The organism is Microbacterium sp. 8M (assembly GCF_902506375.1).
In the GTDB taxonomy this organism is placed as follows: Bacteria; Actinomycetota; Actinomycetes; order Actinomycetales; family Microbacteriaceae; genus Microbacterium.
This window is the reverse complement of the sequence record NZ_LR733284.1, coordinates 2,591,249-2,606,120: the sequence shown is the minus strand read 5'-3', so window position 1 is coordinate 2,606,120 and position 14,872 is coordinate 2,591,249. Positions and strand designations below refer to the sequence as shown.

The window sequence follows — 14,872 nt, the reverse complement described above, 5'->3', positions numbered from 1 at the left end:
CTGAGCGGTGTCCGGCTCAGCGTCCCGGGATCACCGGGATCGCTGCCAGCAGCCGGCGCGTGTACTCGTGTGCGGGGTGGCGCAGCACCTGCGCCGTCGGCCCGTGCTCGACGATCCTGCCGTCTGTCATCACCGCGACGTCGTCGCAGAGGTTCTGCACCACCCCGATGTCGTGCGAGACCAGCACGAGCGTCATGCCGTCGGCGCTCAGCTCCCGGAGCAGGTCGAGGATCTGCGCGCGTACGGTGACATCGAGCGCAGACATCGGCTCGTCGCCGACGAGGATCCGCGGCCGATGCGCGATCGCGCGGGCCAGTGCCACCCGCTGGCGCTGGCCGCCGGAGAACTCGTGCGGGTACCGGCCGGCCATCTCCGGATCCAGTCCCACCCGGGTGAGCACCTCGGCGACCCGCGCGCGGTGATCGTTCTCGATGCCGAGGGCCCGCAGCGGCTCGGAGACGATCCGGCCGACCGACTGCCTCGGGTCCAGCGACGCGTACGGATCCTGGAAGACGAGGCCGGTCTCGCGGCGCAGCCAGTGCAGTGCGCGGGCCGGGGCCGACGCGTCCACCGCGCGCCCGTCGATCGTCACCGTGCCGGCGGTCGGCCGGTCGAGCGCGAGCAGCAGCCGGATGAGGGTGGACTTCCCGGATCCGGACTCGCCGATGATGCCGAGCGCCCGCCCCGCCGTGACATCGAGGTCGACGTCGTCCAGCGCGACCATCCGGGCGCGGCGCGCGAACGGCTCCTTGCGCGGACCGAGGTACTCGCGGCGCAGTCCGCGGGCGCGGATGAGCGGCTCCGGGGGTGCGGAGTCCGCGCGCGGTTCGGTCGTGTCGCTCATCCCTCATCCTCCCCGCGCCACAGCGTCGCGGTCGCGTCGCGCAGCAGGCCCTGCGTGATCGGCGACGTCGGGGCCGTCAGCAGCGTGCCGAGGGGACCGGACTCCACGACGCGGCCGTCGGCGAGCACCACGGCCTCCGTGGCGACCTGAGCGAGGACGGCGAGGTCGTGCGTGATGAACACGAGCGACATCCCGTCCGACTCCACGAGCGACAGCAGCAGCCGCAGCACTCCTGCCTGGATCGTCACGTCCAGCGCGGTCGTGGGCTCGTCGGCGACGAGCAGGCGAGGCCGGGCGGCGAGGGCGATCGCGATCGCGGCGCGCTGTCGCTGCCCGCCGCTGAGCTGGTGCGGGTAGCGGTCGACGATCCGCTCCGGGTCGGGCAGGGCCACGCGCGCGGCCTCGGCCACGGCACGGGTCCGCGCCTCGCGCCGGTCGATGCGCTCGTGGATCCGGATGGTCTCCGCGATCTGCCGGCCGATCGTGCGGATCGGGTTGAGCGCGGTGCGCGGCTCCTGGAACACCATCCCGATCTCGTCGCCGCGGATGCCGGCGATCTCGCGGTCCGCAAGCCCGAGGATCTCGCGCCCGTTCCAGCGCACGCTGCCCGAGGCGGTGGCACCCTCGGGCAGCAGCCCCATGAGCGCGAGGGCCGTGAGCGACTTGCCGGATCCGGATTCGCCGATGAGTCCGACGCGCGCTCCATCGGGCACGGCGAAGGAGACCCCGTCGACGACGCGCCGGCCGTCGATCTCCACGACGAGATCGGTCACCTCGAGGCTCATGCCGTCACCCCCGGAAGCGGAGCGGGGCCGGGGCGGGCCTGCCGGGGACGGCGTGCGGCCGTGCGCAGCGTGGGGTCCGTGGCGTCGCGCAGCGCATCCCCGAGCAGGTTGAACGCGAGCACCGTGAGCGTGATCGCGAGGCCCGGCCACACCACGGAGAGCGGGTGGACCTGGATGTAGCGCTGCAGATCGGCGAGCAGGATGCCCCAGGACGGATCCACGACCGAGGCACCGAACCCGAGGTAGGACAGCCCGGCTTCCGCGAGGACAGCGGTCGCCATCGCCCAGCTCAGCTGCACGATGAACACCGGGGCGATGTTGGGCAGCAGGTGCTGCACGAGATTCTGCAGCGGCGTCAGCCCGGACGCCCTTCCGGCGACGACGAAGTCGCTGTGCTGCACGCGACGCAGCTCGGGCCGGGTGACGCGGGCCACGTTCACGCCGAAGCCGATTCCGACGGCCCAGATCACGACCCAGAGGGATCCGCCGTGCACGGTGGAGATGAGCATCGCGATGATCAGCACGGGGAAGGCGATCAGGATGTCGACGAGCACCGCCACGGTCTCGCGCATCCAGCGGGCGGTGAGCGCACCGAGAGCGCCGAGCGCGACGCCGATCAGCGTGGCCACGACGCCTGCTCCGACCGCGACGACCACGGTCGTGCGGGAGCCCGCCATGATGAGGCTGAGGATGTCGCGGCCGGTGAGGTCGGTGCCGAGCAGATGCGGCCACCCCGGCGGCCGCCAGCGTGCCGTCACGTCGGTGGCGCGCGGGTCGAACGGCGTCCAGAACAGCGACACCAGTGCGGTGACGAGGATCACGCCCACGACGATCACGCCGAACAGGCCGGCGGCCGAGGAGCAGAGGCGGCGCAGGACGCTCATTCGTCGGCCTCCCGCTGCCTCGGATCGAGCGCCCGGTGCACCAGATCCACCACGAAGCCGATGATCAGCACCATGCCGGTGAGCACCAGCAGCTCTCCCTGCACCTTCACGAGATCGCGCGTGCCCACATCGGCCACGAGCATGCGCCCGATCCCGGGCAGGGTGAACAGCTGCTCGACCACGACGGACCCGACGATGATCCCCGCGACCTGGATCCCGAGCACGGTGATCACCGACAGCCCGACCGCCGGGAGGCCATGCTGGATGAGGGCGCGGTTGCGAGTGAGGCCCTTCGCGGCGGCCGTGCGCACGAAGTCCTGAGACGCGGCCTGCAGGGTCGCGCTGCGCACGAACCGCAGCAGCAGGGCGCCCTCGATCACGCCGATGGTCAGGGCGGGGAGCGTGAGCGCCTGCATCGCCTGCCCGGGATCGGCCCAGCCGTCCCTGGGGAACCCCTGCGCGGGCAGCCACCCCAGCCACACGGCGAAGACCACCACGAGCATCATGCCCGCCCAGACGACCGGGACCGCCGCGACGGCCTGGGCGGCCACGTTCAGCGCCGTGCCCGTCGCCCGGCCGCGGAGCATCGCGGACCCGATGCCGAGCGGCACGGCGATCAGCAGCGCGATCAGCAGCGCGAGCGCGGCAAGGGGCACGGTGACCTGCGCCTTCTGCGCGAGCTCGGCGGCCACGGAGGCACCGTTCAGCTGCGAGGTGCCGAGATCGCCCCGCAGCACGCCGCCGATCCAGCCGAGGTACTGCAGGACGAGGGGCTGGTCGAGGCCGAGCGCCCGACGGATCTGGGCGACCTGCTCCGGCGTGGCCTTGTCGCCGGCGAGCAGCTGGGCCACATCGCCGGGGAACACCCGCAGTGCGAGGAAGATGAGGGCGCTCGCGACGAGGAGCCCTGCGATGAGCAGGGCTCCTCGGACGAGCGCGTAGCGGAGCACAGACCAGACGCTACTGGGTGACCGTCACGCCGCGCAGGTCGAGCCGCGAGTTGATCGAGTCCTTCGGGAAGCCGTGCACACCGGGGCGGACGGCGGTCAGCGTCTGATCCTCGTACAGCCAGTCGGCGGCCGCGTCCTTGGCGACGATCTCGGCGGCCTGCGAGAGCAGCTGCGCAGACTTCTTCGCGTCGAGCTCGGTCTGCGACTGCGCGTACAGCTTCTGCACCTCGGGGTTGTCGTAGCCGAAGTAGTAGTCCGGGTTGGCGAAGTTTCCGAAGTCGCGCGGCTCGACGTGCAGCACGAAGCTCAGGTCGTAGTCGTGCTTGGTGTACACCGAGTCCAGCCAGGCCGGGAACTCCACCGAGTTGACGGTGAGCTTGACGCCGACCTTCTTGAAATCGCTGGTGAGCAGCTGCGGCACGGTGGATCCGTAGAACGAGGGGATGGTGAGGGTCAGGGACAGGTTCTCCTGGCCTGCCTCCTTCAGCAGGGCCTTCGCCTTCTCGGGGTCGTACGGCGCGGTACCGGACAGGTCCTGGTACCCGGGGTCGAGCTGGGGGATCGGCCCGTACAGCGTCGTTCCGATGCCGCGCGCCTCGATGATGCCCTTGTGGTCGATGGCGAGGCGCAGCGCCTCGCGCACGCGCTTGTCGTTGAGCGGCGCCTTGGCGTTGTTGAACGCGAGCGTGCCCTTGTCGGTGGTGCGGCCCTTGGTGACCGTGAACTTCTTGTCCAGCTGCGGCGCGAGGTTCGCGTCGACGGCCGTGAGCACGTCGAGCGTGCCGCTCTGCGCCGCGTTCACGCCGGCGGTGAAGTCGGGGATGTAGTCGAACACGACGCTCTTGACGCCCGCCTTCTTGCCCCAGTACGCGTCGTTGCGGGCGAAGGCGAGCGAGTCGCCCTTCTTCCACTGCGTCAGGGTGAACGGACCGGTGCCGTTCTCCGCGGACTGCAGGTCGGTGGTGTCGCCCTTCTGGAACACCAGTCCCGCGGTGCCGGTCAGGCTGAACAGGAAGTTCTGACTCGGCTGGGTGAGGGTGATCACCACGGTCTTGTCATCGGGGGCGGCGATGGATGCGACGCCCGCGAGATCGGCGTGACCCTGCACGGTCTTGTCGTCCTTCGCGGTCTGCAGCGAGGAGACGACATCGGCGGACGTGAGCTTCGCGCCGTTGTGGAACGTGATGCCCTCGTTCAGCACGAACGTGTACGTGAGCCCGTCCGCGGAGATCTCGTGGCTCTTGGCGAGGCGGTCGACGATCTTGTTGTCCTGAGTGCGGCTGACCAGCCCCTCATAGATGTTGTCGACGAGCACCTGCTCGAGGGCGGCGCCCGCGGTGTGCCGGATGTCGAGGCTGGAAGGCTCGAGCACGAGGCCGACGGCGAGGGAGGCGTTCGGGTCCGCGGCTCCGGTCGCGCCGCTCTTCGAGGGCGAGGACGAACCGGAGCAGGCGGTGAGCAGCAGGGCGGCCGCGGTGAGGCCGGCGAGCAGGGCGGCGCCGGTGCGGCGGCGCCGGGGGAGAGCAGCGCGGGTGCGGTGCATGACGGGATCCTCTCGGGGGTGCTGTGGATGCTGTGTGCGGGCTGTGCTGTCGAGCCTAGGCGGGCGCGGGGTCACGGCAGACGCGGTGCGGAATGCAGCGTCACAAACCCGCCCTCAGGGTGCCGCGGGACCGGTGTCGATGGCGGTGCGGATGAGGTCGGCGAGGGCGGAGGGCGCGGTCTCCTGCAGGTTGTGGCTCCCGTCCAGCCGCTGCACGCGGGCGGCGGGGAGGCGCGTGCGGAACTCGCCTTCTGCGTCATCGGAGACGAAGCCGTGCGAGGCCCGCACCAGCGTCACCGGGGCGGCGACCGCATCCAGGTCCGCCCAGCCGTGCTCGCCGAGGATGCCGGCTCGGGCCGAGGCCCCGGCGTCGGCGGCCGGCGCCGCCAGCAGCTGCGCGGCGATGTGCGCGAAATGGTGCTTCCACTCGACTCGGCCGTCGGGCCGCACGCGCGTGTTCAGGAAGACGCCGCGGACGGTGTCCTCGCGGGAGCCGCCGAAGCCGAACTGCTGGGCGCGGTCGACGAGCTCGTCGCGGGACGCTCCGTCCACCACGCGGTAGAACTCGCGCAGGGCGGCGGGCCCCACGCTCTGGTCGACCCCGGGGGTGATGTCGACGACGATGAGGTCGCGGACGAGCTCGGGCGCCCGGGCGGCCACGGCGGCGGCGGTGAGGCCGCCGAGCGACTGCCCGACGAGCACCTGGGGGCGATCGGTCCACGCGCGCAGCGCCTCGACGACGTCGGGCGCGAGGGTGCGCCCGGTGTAGTCCGCGTCGTCGCGCCACGAGGAGTCGCCGTGCCCGGCGAGGTCGATCGCGAGCGCGGGCCGGCCGAGCGCCAGCACGGTGGTGTCCCACGTGTGCGCGTTGAGGCCCGCGCCGTGCAGCAGGGTCACCTCGATCGGATCCTCGCCGTAGCGCAGGGCGCTGAGCTCGCGGCCGTCGGGGAGCGGCAGTGAGAGGCGCTGGACCGCCGGGAGCGTGGCGCCGAGAGCGCGTGCCTGCCCGGGGAGGAAGGAGAACTCGGTGGTCTCTTCTGGTGTGACGTGGGACACGCCTTCATTGTGCTCCCCGCACGTCTTTGTGGCGAAATGCGGGATCGATATGCCCAGCCTTTCTCGACACATGGGGAAAGAATCTGTAACAGATGTCCACATATCGGGTGCAGAATGCTCCCACACCGAACGCGAACCCGCCTCGCGTTCAGGAGAACGACGTATTACGCCCCGCGATCCCGGCGCAGCGGCCAGACTCTAGGCTGGAGCCATGGTCGGGAGGCGAAGGGAGCGGGTGCGCGGATGACGGTGCTGACCGTGCCCGGGATCACGAATCTGCGCGACGTCGGGGGCATCCCGGTGGGCACGTCGCGGATCCGCGAGGGGATGCTGTTCCGTTCCGGCAATCTCGCGCACGTCGGACCCGAGGCCCAGGACTTCCTCACCACACGGGTCGCCCGTGTGGTCGATCTCCGCGACGACAGCGAGGTCAGCGCGGAGCCGTGCGCCCTGCCGGGGCTGCGCATCGACCACATCCCGCTGTTCGCGGGCTCCGTCGCGTCCTTCCTGCTGGGCAACGTGAGCCTCACGGGCCTGTACCGGCACATCGTGGAGGGCGGCGCCGATCGCGTCGTGCGCGTCGTGCGGATCCTGTCCGAGGGGGAGCCGACGCTCGTGCACTGCACTCTCGGCAAGGATCGCACCGGGGTGAGCGTCGCGCTGGCACTGGCCGCCGTCGGCGCCGATCGCGACGCGATCGTGGAGGACTACGCGCTGACCGCGTCGCAGCTGCCGGAATCCCGCAATCGTGCGATCGCGAAGTGGCTGGAGGAGCGTCTTCCGATCGCGCATGACGCGATCGCCGTCGCCACCCAGTCGCCCGCACCGGTGATGCGCGAGCTGCTCGCGGGCATCGACGACGAATACGGCTCGGTGGCGGACTACCTGCTGGCCTCCGGGCTCACCAGGCAGGAGCTGGAAGCACTCGGATCCGCCCTGGTCGCTTAGCGGAAGCAGGGGAGTCCTGCCGGCCGGTAGCGTAGGTTAGGCAACCCTTCATCCGGTGATATCGTGGAGTCATCATGACCACCGCGACCCGCACCACCGCGCGCGCTGAGCGCCGTGCGCTGCGCCGCTCCACGAAGGCGCAGCACCTCATCGTCGCCGACGAGGCGTCGCTCGCCGAGCTGGAGACGGTGCTGGCGACGCTGCCGCTGTGCGCCACGGGCCGGGTGTTCATCGAGGTGCCGGACGCCGCGTCCGCCTCGGACATGGCGGCGCCGCCGCGGATGACGGTCACGTGGCTGCCGCGCGCCTCGCGTGCCGGAGCCGGCCACGGACGCCGCTGCGCTCCCGGGGAGGCGGCAGCCCGCGCGGCGATCGCCTGGGCCGACGAGATGCTCTGCGACGGCGCCGATGACCGCACATCGGTGACGCTGCTCGGCGGCTTCCTCGGCACCGCCGACATCGCCGAGCACCTCACCGAGCGGCTGGGCATCGCCGCCGAGCGGATCACCGCTCCGGAGCGCTTCGGCCTGCTCTGAGCCGCGGTCCCCGCCCTTCGGCACGCTGGGCCCCTTCGACGGGCTCAGGGACCGGGGAGGCCAGGTCCCTCGACGGGCTCGGGGACCGGGGAGGCCAGGTCCCTGGACGGGCTCGGGGATCGGATCAGCGGCGCGGGAGGTAGTGCCCGTCCGCCAGACCCGCCTCGATCTCGAAGCGGTTGCGCAGCGGATCCCGTCCCGCGAGCAGGTACAGGACCGGCATGAGCAACCCATAGCGCAGCCACTGCTGCTTGTGCACGGCCTCGTGCCGCAGCACCCGGTCGTCCGGCACGTCATCGCCGGTGAGGTAGCAGCCGGCGACGCACACGCCGCCGCGGGCGAACGTCCACGCGGGCATGCCCCGGAAGATCCACAGCCCTTCGCGCCGCTCGACGGGACCCGTGCTCCACAGGCCGCCCCAGATCCAGCCGACGGCCATGCCCCAGGCATATCCGAGCCGGCTGATCGGGGAGCGCAGCAGCACGCCGGGCAGGCGCAGGTCCCGCCGTCGGCCGCGCTCCAGGATCCTCGCGGCCTCGGCCTCGATGGCGGCGATCCGGGCGGCGTCGCCGGCCGTCACGCCAGGGCGCCGATCAGGCGCAGGATCGCGCCCAGGTCCTGCACCGCGTCGGCGGGGGAGCGCGGCGCGAAGCCCGCGATGGTCGCACCGACCAGCGGCAGGCGCTCGCGGAGCGCACGCACGGCGCTGACGACCTCGGCGGTGCGCAGGCCGAACGGCACGGCCGAGGAGACGCCGATGAGCTCGGACGGGTCCAGCACGTCGACGTCGACGTGCACGTACACGCGCGCGGCGCCTGTGGCCGCGACCGCATCGGCGAGCGCCTGCGGGTCGTCGAGCCCGTCGAGGCGGACGATGCCGGAGGAGGCGAGGTATTCGGTCTCCGCGTCGTCCTCGGACCGGGCGCCGACGAGCACGGTGCGCTCGGGGCTGAGGCCGGCTGGCCCGTCGATCGGGAAGTCCCCGTCGCCGATGAGCGCGCGCAGCGCCATCCCCGCGTAGGCGCCGGAGGACGACGAGTCCGGGGTGTGCAGATCGGGGTGCGCGTCGAACCACACGATCGCGACGTCGTGGAGGGCGCCCGGGAGGGCGGCGACCGCGGCGACGCTGACGCCGCAGTCACCGCCCACAACGAGCGTGGGCTCGGCGTGCGCCGTGATCGCTTCCTCGATGAGCTCCCTGGTGCGGCGCAGGCTGCTGAGCCTGTGCACGCCCGTGCCCTCGGCGTCTCCTGCCTCCAGCGGGACCTCCAGCACGGTCGTGCGCGCGCTGGGGAGGTCGCCGGCGATGGCCGACGCCCCCTCGGTGAGCAGCATCGCCCGCGGGGCAGGGGAGCCCTGCCACTGCGGGACGACGAGGAAGCGGGTCATCTCAGCCCTCGAGCGCTTCCTGGGGCTTCGCGGATCCGGCCTTCAGCTCCGCGAGACGGGCCTCGACCTCGGTCAGCTGGCCGATGTCCTCGAGGCTCTCGAACTGCGCGTCCAGGCTGGAGGCGGCGAGCTCCGCCTTGCCCTGGGCGAGCGCCTCCTGGCGGCGCACCTTGTCCTCGAAGCGCCCCAGCTCGCTGGTCGGGTCGAGCACGTTGATCGACGAGACCGCGTCCTGCACCTTGGTCTGTGCCTCGGCGACCTTGGCGCGGGCGAGCAGCTCGCTGCGCTTGTTCTTCAGCTCGGTCAGCTTGTCCTTCATGCCGTTCAGGCCGACCTTGAGCTTGTCGACGATCTCGGTCTGGGCGGCGATCTGCGGCTCCGCCGTCTTCGCCTCCTGCTCCGAGCTGATCTGGCGCTGCAGGGCGACCTTGGCGAGGTTGTCGAACTTGTCGGCGTCGGCGGTGTTGCCCGCGGCGCGCAGCTCGTCGGCCTTGCGGCTGGCGGCGAGGGCCTTGTTCCCCCACTCCGCCGCGGCCTGCACGTCCTCCTGGTGGTCGCGCTCCAGCAGCCGCAGGTTTCCGATCGTCTCGGCGATGGCCGACTCCGCGTCCGCGATGTTGTTGGTGTAGTCGCGGACGAGCTGGTCGATCATCTTCTGCGGATCCTCGGCGGAGTCGAGGAGGGCGTTGATGTTGGCCTTCACCAGGGTGGAGATGCGGCCGAAGATGGACTGCTTGGTCATGGGATGTCCTTTCCAGATTTCCGGTCGATGTGGTCGTGTACGTGGAAGATGCTCAGGATCCTGCTGTCAGAAGCGACCGCCCGATCCGCCGCGGCCGCCTCCCCCGAAGCTGGAGGGGCTGAATCCGCCGCCTCCGCCGCTGGAGCGCCAGCCGCCGCCTCCTCCGCCGCCCCAGCCTCCGCTGCTCCTGCCGCCGCCACCGCCGGACAGGATGCCGCCGATGATGCCGCCGAGGATCGCGTCACCCATGCCGCTGCGGTTCCCGCCGCCCCAGCCGCCGCCCCAGCCGCTGCCGCCGCCCCAACCGCCGCCGTTGCCCCAGGCATCGATGGAGCCGGCGGCGAGCTGAGTGGCTTCGCGGGCCAGGGCGATCGCACGCTGGGCGTGCTGCAGAGCCGCGTTCGGGTCGGCGACGCGAGCGGCCTCGGCCTGGTCGTACTCCGCCGAGGCCTGGGCCGCCCTGGTGCGCGCGTCGGGTCCGATCGCACCGCGGTGCGTCGTGATGTAGCTGTTGGCCGTGGAGATCTCCGCGCGCGCCTGGGTGAGGGTCTGCTCGAGAACCTGCTGGGCGCGCTCGGCCTGCTGCTGGGCGTTGCGGATCGCGTCGACCGTGCTGTCGATGCGCGTGTTCGCGGCGGTGAGCGACTCGAGCACCGCCTGCGGACGACGTCCGGTGCCGGTCGCATCCGTGCGCGCCTGATCCAGCGCGGCGCGGGTGGCGGCGACGGCCGCGTTCAGCTCGGGGGACGCCGGAAGCGCCGCGGCGCCGGCCAGATCCTGTTCCAGATTCGCGATGAGCGCCTGCGCCTGGCTCTCGGCCGTCGCCAGGTCGGTCTGCAGGGTCGTGATCGCCGCAGCGAGTTGGGACGCCTGGAGCACCGCCTCCTCGCCCGTCCGGATCGCGAAGGCGGCCTCGCCGCGCTTGCCCTGGGCGATGAGCTCGCCGGCCTGCGCGATGTTCGTGTCGGCGAGCTCCAGGCGGCTCGCGGCCTCGGCCGGGTTGCCGGCCACGGTCTGCAGCGCCGACGCGTCGTACACCGCCGCGAGCGACTGCAGCGCGGCGGGCGCGGCGGCGACGGCACGGGCAGCGGCCTCACGGTGCGCCTTCAGCTGCGCGAGCGCATCCTCGGCGTTCTGCTCCAGCTTGCGGAGCTCGTCGAAGGCGGCCACGTTGGCGTCGAGCGCAGTGTCGGCGCTCTCGCACAGCCGGATGATCTGCAGGTACCAGTCGCGACGCTGCTGATCGGAATCGGGCACTTCGTCGTCGAGCTTCTGCTTGAGGGAGAAGGCCTCGTCGAGCTTGGCCTTGGCCTTGGCGACGACCTCGGTGAAGGCGCTCGTCGCCGTATCGCCGAATTGGGCTGTGGCGAAGCCGAGGTCCTCGGTGGAGGAGGTGATGGCGTCGTCGGTGTGCACGAGGGCGAGCCCTGCGCGCTTCGCCAGCTCCTCGTCGCTGATGGCGTCGAGCGGGTCGCCGGTCGCGGTCGGGGTCGCCTGCCTGACGCGCGCGGCCGCGCGGCGGCGCATCACCACCAGCACGATGATCGCAGCGACCACGGCGAGGACGCAGAGCACGACCAGCAGGATCCCGCCGAGATCGGAGGAACCGGATCCCGAGAAGCCTTCTGCGGCGGTGCGGACGGCGCCCGCCCAGTCGTCCGCATGCAGGTCGTTGACCAGCGACTGCGAGATCTGATCGACGCGGGACAGCGGGACGGGGCCCGCCTTGTCCGCGGACAGGTAGTACTGCCGGGACTGCGTCGCGATGGCGAGGAGGTACTGCGTCTGCCCGAGCCCGTTGTCGACCGCGACCTGGTTGGTCCACTGCTGGCTGTTGTCCGGGTTCGAGAACGTGTCGACGAAGACGACGAACAACTGGATGTTCTGGGTCTGGCTGAGCTTCTCGAGGCGGCTGTTCAGCTCCTCGGTCTCGGAGGTGCCGAGAGCGCCGACCAGGTCCGTGATGAACCCATTGCCGAGCGTCACCGGAGCGGCCGCGGGGACGGAGGCCTCAGGCGACGCGGCCGGAGCGGCGACCGCGGGAACGGCGGCGGACGACATGCCGAGCACACCCAGGATCACGGCCACGACGACAGCCCAGCGTGCGCGCATCTTCGCTCCTCCCGGGACCCCGAAAGCCCCCAGGAGCGAGTCTAGGGTGTGTCACGTTGTGTTTCTCCTGCACCTGCGGTCCGGGCTCGTCGGCCGCGGCCGCGCCCTCGCTAGGCTGATCACGATGGACGACAGGTACGGATCCGATGTGCTCGCCGAAGGCTGGCGGGAGCGTGGCGCGAAGGTCGCGGTGGACGTGCCCGCCGAACGCGATCTCGTGGTCGAGGTCGCCGTCGACGGGTTCTGCGGCGCGGTGACCCGGATCGAGGGCGGCCAGGTCGAGCTGGAGGACTACAAGGGCCGTCGCCGGCTGTTCCCCCTCGGCGCGGGCTACATGATCGACGGCGAACCGGTGCGGCTGGTGCACCCGTCGAAGGCCGGCGGCGGGGCCGCGAAGCGGACGGCGTCCGGCTCCTTCGCGGTCGCCGACGCCCGCGCTCGCACCGCCCTGCCCAGCCGGATCCTCGTCGAAGGACGTCACGACGCCGAGTTGGTGGAGAAGGTGTGGGGCGACGATCTGCGGGTCGAGGGCGTGGTCGTGGAGTACCTGCAGGGCGTCGATCTGCTGGAGGAGCTCCTGGCGGAGGCGCCGCCGCGCCGCGATCGCCGTTACGGGGTGCTCGTCGACCATCTCGTTCCCGGATCGAAGGAGACGCGGATCGTCGAGCAGATCCTGCGCGGACCCCACGGCCCCCATCTGCGGATCGTCGGACACCCGTACATCGATGTGTGGCAGTGCGTGACCCCGGCGGCCATGGGCATCCGCGCCTGGCCGCAGATCCCGCGCGGAACGGACTGGAAGACCGGGATCTGCCGGGCGCTGGGCTGGCCCGCCGAGACGCAGGCCGACATCGCCCACGCCTGGAAGCGCATCCTCTCCCGCGTGCACAGCTACCGCGATCTGGAGCCGTCGCTGCTCGGGCGTGTGGAGGAGCTGATCGACTTCGTGACCGAGCCGGTGTCCGGTTCCGCCGGCGCGCGGCGATGAGCGGCCGCTCCGCCCGCGCCGCGGGCAGGGCCGTGCTCCCGGGGCCCGCTGCGACGGCGCCCGCCGAGGGGCCGGACGGCGGATACCCTGGAGGGATGCCCGAACCCCGCACCTTCCGTGACGAACCGGTCTCCTTCGTGCGCCGCAGCGGCCGCATGTCGGAGGCGCAGGAGCGGGCCTTCGCCGAGCTCGCCGACTTCTATGTGCTCGACGTGCCCCGCGACGTGGCCTGGACCTCGGTGCACCCCGAGGCGCGGCTCGACCCCGCGGCGGCCTACGGGCGGGTGGCGCCGCTGACCGTGGAGGTCGGCTCCGGGCAGGGGCACGCGATCGTGGCCGCCGCCGCCGCGCACCCGGAGCGCGATTTCCTCGCCGTCGAGGTGTTCCGGGCCGGCCTCGCGCGCACCATGCTGGACGCGGACCGCGAGGGCGTGCGCAACCTCCGGCTGGTCGAGGCCAACGCGCCGGAGGTCCTCGCGACGTACCTCCCGGCGGGCTCCGCCGACGAGGTCTGGATCTTCTTCCCCGACCCGTGGCACAAGAAGCGGCACACCAAGCGCCGGCTGGTGCGGCCGGGCTTCGGCGCCACCGCGGGTGCGGCGATCCGTGACGGCGGCCTGCTGCGACTGGCCACCGACTGGGAGGACTACGCGCTGCAGATGCGTGAGGTGCTCGACGAGGCGCCCGAGTTCGAGCGCGCCTTCGAGGGGGAGTGGGCCGAGCGCTTCGACGGGCGGGTGATGACCGCGTTCGAGCGCAAGGGGATCGCGAAGGGCCGCGACATCCGCGACCTCGCGTACCGCCGCGTCGCGCGCGGCTGAGACCCGCCCGGTGCGGGACAATCGCACCATGCTCCTGCTGATCGGATCCGTCTTCGCCGGCCTGGCCGCGCTGATCCACGTGTACATCTTCGTGCTGGAATCGGTGCGCTGGACGCACGCGTCGACCCGGCGCATCTTCGGGACCTCCGCGGAGGATGCCGAAGCCACCCGGCCGCTCGCATTCAACCAGGGCTTCTACAACCTGTTCCTCGCGATCGTCGCCGTGACCGGCATCGTGATCGCTGCAGCCGGATCGGATCCGGTCGGCATCGCACTCATGCTGGCGGGGACGGGATCCATGCTCGGCGCGGCCCTGGTGCTGATCCTCTCCGATCGGTCCAAGGCGCGCGCCGCTGCCGTGCAGGGGCTGTTCCCGCTGCTCGCCGTCGTTCTGCTGGTCGTCGCCCTGATCTGACGGCTTCAGGCGACAGTGCCGAGGCCCGAGCGCATCGCGTCGAACATCGCCCAGACGAGCCAGAACGACCATCCGAGGCTCAGCAGGACGTTCGCCGCGATCGCGGCGATCGCGATCCACATCGTGGCCGATCCCGATCCCGCCTGCCGCCGCACGACGACCGCACGCCCGATCGGATACACCGGCGAGAGGAAGCTCCACGCCCAGTGGAAGCGCTTCGAGTAGCCGAGTCGGCCGAGCTGCACGTAGTCGCGGTAACCCGCGACGACGGCGAGCGCGTAGAGCGCCCAGCCCAGGACCGTGCTGATGACCGACGCCGTCAGCATCCCCGGCATCATGTCGAGCATGATCGCGAGCACTTCGCCGGGCGGCACTCGCGATCCTGTGGCGGTCGCGCTGCTCAGCTCGGCGACCTGCCGCGCGTAGGTGAGCATCGGCTCCGTCATCAGCCACATCGAGACGGCGGAGACGGCGACCGCGGCGACGGCTGTCCCCGCGGCGACCCACCCCCACGCGGTGTACACCGGAGTCCCGGAAGGGACGCGCGGCTCTTCCACCGGGGCGTGGGGCCAGGGTGACGGGGGAACGGCAGCACTCATCTGGTCCTCATCGATCGGTCGGCTCTTCGCGACACTACCGGCATCCGCAGCGGTCGGAGAGGAGGCGGATCCGATGCTAGGCTCGTTCGGTACGCCTCCGTAGCTCAGCGGATAGAGCGCCGGTTTCCGGTACCGTAGGTCGCAGGTTCGATTCCTGTCGGGGGCACGAATACGACGAAGGGCCGTCCCGCAGGGGCGGCCTTCGTCGTATCCTCACCACACGGTCGGCGAGGCTCCAGCGCAGAGGCTCCGCGCGTCGC

General features: G+C 71.7%; 16 protein-coding genes and 1 tRNA gene. 6 read left to right on the top strand and 11 right to left on the bottom strand.

Translation table 11 applies throughout. The features are described 5' to 3' along the window. Positions 1–16: 16 nt before the first annotated feature. From AERO9AM_RS12475 to AERO9AM_RS12450, 6 genes are all read right to left on the bottom strand, one after another. Positions 17–844, bottom strand: a complete 828-nt coding sequence (locus tag AERO9AM_RS12475) for an ABC transporter ATP-binding protein (RefSeq protein ID WP_159576426.1) — start codon at positions 842–844, stop codon at positions 17–19. Then, positions 841–1,629: an ABC transporter ATP-binding protein gene (locus AERO9AM_RS12470; protein ID WP_159576425.1), complete on the bottom strand. Its 789-nt coding sequence runs from the start codon at positions 1,627–1,629 to the stop codon at positions 841–843. The genes AERO9AM_RS12475 and AERO9AM_RS12470 overlap by 4 nt, the downstream gene beginning before the upstream one ends. Continuing rightward, a complete protein-coding gene (locus AERO9AM_RS12465) occupies positions 1,626–2,513 on the bottom strand; it encodes an ABC transporter permease (protein ID WP_159576424.1) in 888 nt (295 codons plus the stop codon). Before AERO9AM_RS12465 ends, AERO9AM_RS12470 begins: the two co-directional genes overlap by 4 nt. Next, positions 2,510–3,463, bottom strand: coding sequence for an ABC transporter permease (locus tag AERO9AM_RS12460; RefSeq protein ID WP_159576423.1), 954 nt, complete (start codon positions 3,461–3,463; stop codon positions 2,510–2,512). The genes AERO9AM_RS12465 and AERO9AM_RS12460 overlap by 4 nt, the downstream gene beginning before the upstream one ends. A gap of 10 nt (positions 3,464–3,473) precedes the next feature. Beyond that, positions 3,474–5,006: an ABC transporter substrate-binding protein gene (locus AERO9AM_RS12455; protein WP_159576422.1), complete on the bottom strand. Its 1,533-nt coding sequence runs from the start codon at positions 5,004–5,006 to the stop codon at positions 3,474–3,476. Positions 5,007–5,120: 114 nt separating this feature from the next. Then, positions 5,121–6,062, bottom strand: a complete 942-nt coding sequence (locus tag AERO9AM_RS12450; RefSeq protein ID WP_236602609.1) for an alpha/beta fold hydrolase — start codon at positions 6,060–6,062, stop codon at positions 5,121–5,123. A gap of 243 nt (positions 6,063–6,305) precedes the next feature. Between AERO9AM_RS12450 and AERO9AM_RS12445 the strand changes: the two genes are divergently transcribed. Continuing rightward, positions 6,306–7,010, top strand: coding sequence for a tyrosine-protein phosphatase (locus AERO9AM_RS12445; RefSeq protein WP_159576420.1), 705 nt, complete (start codon positions 6,306–6,308; stop codon positions 7,008–7,010). Between the two features lie 74 nt (positions 7,011–7,084). Next, positions 7,085–7,546, top strand: a complete 462-nt coding sequence (locus AERO9AM_RS12440) for an SIP domain-containing protein (RefSeq protein WP_159576419.1) — start codon at positions 7,085–7,087, stop codon at positions 7,544–7,546. 124 nt (positions 7,547–7,670) lie between these two features. Here the strand turns inward: AERO9AM_RS12440 and AERO9AM_RS12435 are convergent, their stop codons facing one another. From AERO9AM_RS12435 to AERO9AM_RS17580, 4 genes are all read right to left on the bottom strand, one after another. Beyond that, positions 7,671–8,126, bottom strand: coding sequence for a Fe-S oxidoreductase (locus AERO9AM_RS12435; protein WP_236602608.1), 456 nt, complete (start codon positions 8,124–8,126; stop codon positions 7,671–7,673). Then, complete coding sequence (locus AERO9AM_RS12430; protein WP_159576418.1) at positions 8,123–8,935, bottom strand: arginase family protein; 813 nt, start codon at positions 8,933–8,935, stop codon at positions 8,123–8,125. The genes AERO9AM_RS12435 and AERO9AM_RS12430 overlap by 4 nt, the downstream gene beginning before the upstream one ends. Position 8,936: 1 nt before the next feature. Beyond that, positions 8,937–9,677 (bottom strand): PspA/IM30 family protein, encoded by a 741-nt coding sequence (locus AERO9AM_RS12425; protein ID WP_159576417.1) that lies wholly within the window; start codon positions 9,675–9,677, stop codon positions 8,937–8,939. 66 nt (positions 9,678–9,743) lie between these two features. Beyond that, entirely contained in the window at positions 9,744–11,789 is a 2,046-nt protein-coding gene (locus tag AERO9AM_RS17580; RefSeq protein WP_159576416.1) for a TPM domain-containing protein, read from the bottom strand. 124 nt (positions 11,790–11,913) lie between these two features. On the opposite strand from AERO9AM_RS17580, the gene AERO9AM_RS12415 reads away from it, so the two are divergent. The 3 genes from AERO9AM_RS12415 (at position 11,914) to AERO9AM_RS12405 (ending at position 14,013) form a co-directional block, all read left to right on the top strand. Next, positions 11,914–12,777 carry a DUF3097 domain-containing protein gene (locus AERO9AM_RS12415; protein WP_159576415.1) on the top strand — a complete coding sequence of 288 codons (864 nt, stop codon included), beginning with the start codon at positions 11,914–11,916 and terminating at the stop codon, positions 12,775–12,777. A 95-nt stretch (positions 12,778–12,872) separates the two neighbouring features. Further along, a complete protein-coding gene (gene trmB / locus AERO9AM_RS12410) occupies positions 12,873–13,598 on the top strand; it encodes a tRNA (guanosine(46)-N7)-methyltransferase TrmB (protein WP_159576414.1) in 726 nt (241 codons plus the stop codon). Between the two features lie 28 nt (positions 13,599–13,626). Further along, a complete protein-coding gene (locus AERO9AM_RS12405; protein ID WP_159576413.1) occupies positions 13,627–14,013 on the top strand; it encodes a DUF1304 domain-containing protein in 387 nt (128 codons plus the stop codon). Positions 14,014–14,018: 5 nt separating this feature from the next. Here the strand turns inward: AERO9AM_RS12405 and AERO9AM_RS12400 are convergent, their stop codons facing one another. Next, a complete protein-coding gene (locus AERO9AM_RS12400) occupies positions 14,019–14,612 on the bottom strand; it encodes a hypothetical protein (RefSeq protein ID WP_159576412.1) in 594 nt (197 codons plus the stop codon). Between the two features lie 93 nt (positions 14,613–14,705). Here AERO9AM_RS12400 and AERO9AM_RS12395 point away from each other — a divergent pair. Further along, positions 14,706–14,778 (top strand) — tRNA-Arg (locus AERO9AM_RS12395). Positions 14,779–14,872: the final 94 nt, after the last annotated feature.

Excerpts from the sequence above, each read along its gene's own strand:
- AERO9AM_RS12475 (WP_159576426.1), bottom strand. The coding sequence starts at position 844 with ATGAGCGACACGACCGAACCGCGCGCGGACTCCGCACCCCCGGAGCCG.
- AERO9AM_RS12470 (WP_159576425.1), bottom strand. The coding sequence starts at position 1,629 with ATGAGCCTCGAGGTGACCGATCTCGTCGTGGAGATCGACGGCCGGCGC.
- AERO9AM_RS12465 (WP_159576424.1), bottom strand. The coding sequence starts at position 2,513 with ATGAGCGTCCTGCGCCGCCTCTGCTCCTCGGCCGCCGGCCTGTTCGGC.
- AERO9AM_RS12455 (WP_159576422.1), bottom strand. The coding sequence starts at position 5,006 with ATGCACCGCACCCGCGCTGCTCTCCCCCGGCGCCGCCGCACCGGCGCC.
- AERO9AM_RS12445 (WP_159576420.1), top strand. The coding sequence starts at position 6,306 with ATGACGGTGCTGACCGTGCCCGGGATCACGAATCTGCGCGACGTCGGG.
- AERO9AM_RS12440 (WP_159576419.1), top strand. The coding sequence starts at position 7,085 with ATGACCACCGCGACCCGCACCACCGCGCGCGCTGAGCGCCGTGCGCTG.
- AERO9AM_RS12430 (WP_159576418.1), bottom strand. The coding sequence starts at position 8,935 with ATGACCCGCTTCCTCGTCGTCCCGCAGTGGCAGGGCTCCCCTGCCCCG.
- AERO9AM_RS12425 (WP_159576417.1), bottom strand. The coding sequence starts at position 9,677 with ATGACCAAGCAGTCCATCTTCGGCCGCATCTCCACCCTGGTGAAGGCC.
- AERO9AM_RS17580 (WP_159576416.1), bottom strand. The coding sequence starts at position 11,789 with ATGCGCGCACGCTGGGCTGTCGTCGTGGCCGTGATCCTGGGTGTGCTC.
- AERO9AM_RS12415 (WP_159576415.1), top strand. The coding sequence starts at position 11,914 with ATGGACGACAGGTACGGATCCGATGTGCTCGCCGAAGGCTGGCGGGAG.
- trmB (WP_159576414.1), top strand. The coding sequence starts at position 12,873 with ATGCCCGAACCCCGCACCTTCCGTGACGAACCGGTCTCCTTCGTGCGC.
- AERO9AM_RS12405 (WP_159576413.1), top strand. The coding sequence starts at position 13,627 with ATGCTCCTGCTGATCGGATCCGTCTTCGCCGGCCTGGCCGCGCTGATC.
- AERO9AM_RS12400 (WP_159576412.1), bottom strand. The coding sequence starts at position 14,612 with ATGAGTGCTGCCGTTCCCCCGTCACCCTGGCCCCACGCCCCGGTGGAA.